Here is a 1,229-nt window from a genome sequence, read left to right on the forward strand (position 1 = left end):
TCGTGGCGCTTGGCTGCGCGCCTTCGGCAAAGCAACGGTCTGCGCGCGCCGCGCCCGGCACCCAATCGGCGAGCACCACGTTCGGCGGCAATGCGATGCTGTTTTGCGTGCGTCTGTCGGACGGGTATTTCTTCCCGGCGCCAAAGTCGCAATTCGCCGCCAGCGGTGATCTGAAGGAGACGGCCGATCAATGCCGTTACATCTGCGATGACCCCAGCGTCGACCTCTACACGTTGAACGATGCCAGCCTCGAAACCGACCAGATGGTCGCGCTCGACACGCGCAAGCCTTATACCGAACTGCCGGCAGCCTTCAGATATCGCGATGATGCGAATTTCAAGGCATGCGACGTCAAGCGATACTACCAGCGGGTCACCGAACTGCGAGCCAGGACTGTGACGCCCGCCAACATGCGCAATGCCATTATTCCGCTGCCGACGGCGAAGCCGGATCTCGGCACGGTTGCGGCCGTCCCTGGAATCGATGCCGAAGCGCCAGGTGCCGCCCAGCACCTTTCGATCGAGGCCGGCAAGCGGTCGGTGCGCGTGGTCGGCCCGGCGTTTTTCCCGGCCGAATGATCGCCGGCTTCCCCAATTGGCGATCACCGGTTGCGGCGTGCCTGCTGCGATGCGGTTGCCTGATCCGGCTGGAACAGAGAGGCGCTCATGGCGTTGTGATCGACATCAGCCGGGAGAAACGCCGTGGCTACGTTCCGGGAAATGCGGGTACTGGAGATCGTCGAAGATGACTCGCTGACCACCGAACAGAAAATCGCCGAACTGCGCGAGATCGAATCCGAGGCGCGTGGGCTGCAGCGGGCTGCCTCGGAGGGTCCGATGGACGACGATGACGGCTGGCAGGAAGATCTGCGTCAGGTTCGTCTTGCACTCGACAAGCTCGGTGCGAAGGAGCCGAAAAAGGGCGCTGCTTCACTGTGAGGCCGGGTCACCGAAGCTATCCGCGGATCGCGTCTTGATCGCATCCCATCCGAAAACCGGGTCCCGCTTTTAGGGACCCGCTCCGATCTAATCGCAGACCATGCGAGCTCTCTTGCCAGGCTCGCTGACGTTCCTGCAGGTCAGCGGCTTCGCTGGCGCCGATAGGGAAGCGGACGCAGGCAACCTCGTCTGGTGCCGTCTCGGTGCGGCATGGCTGACCTTGCGCTCGGAAAAACGCCGGTCCGGCTGCGGCGCCACAGGAAAAGCGCCGTTCTCGACCTCGGATTGCCC

3 protein-coding genes are annotated in these 1,229 nt (G+C 63.4%); all 3 read left to right on the plus strand.

Annotated elements, in window-relative coordinates; translation table 11 throughout:
* On the plus strand, nt 1-578 hold a 578-nt coding region (locus ENZ75_RS32280), incomplete at its 5' end, for a DUF2865 domain-containing protein (RefSeq protein ID WP_128278633.1).
* A 123-nt stretch (nt 579-701) separates the two neighbouring features.
* Nucleotides 702-938, plus strand: a complete 237-nt coding sequence (locus tag ENZ75_RS32285) for a hypothetical protein (RefSeq protein ID WP_013529265.1) — start codon at nt 702-704, stop codon at nt 936-938.
* Between the two features lie 100 nt (nt 939-1,038).
* Nucleotides 1,039-1,229 (plus strand): hypothetical protein (locus tag ENZ75_RS34825; RefSeq protein ID WP_206617160.1); only part of this gene is annotated, 191 nt, incomplete at its 3' end.

Origin of the sequence: Mesorhizobium sp. M7A.F.Ca.CA.002.04.1.1 (assembly GCF_004022805.1) — a bacterium.
Lineage (GTDB): Bacteria > Pseudomonadota > Alphaproteobacteria > Rhizobiales > Rhizobiaceae > Mesorhizobium > Mesorhizobium ciceri.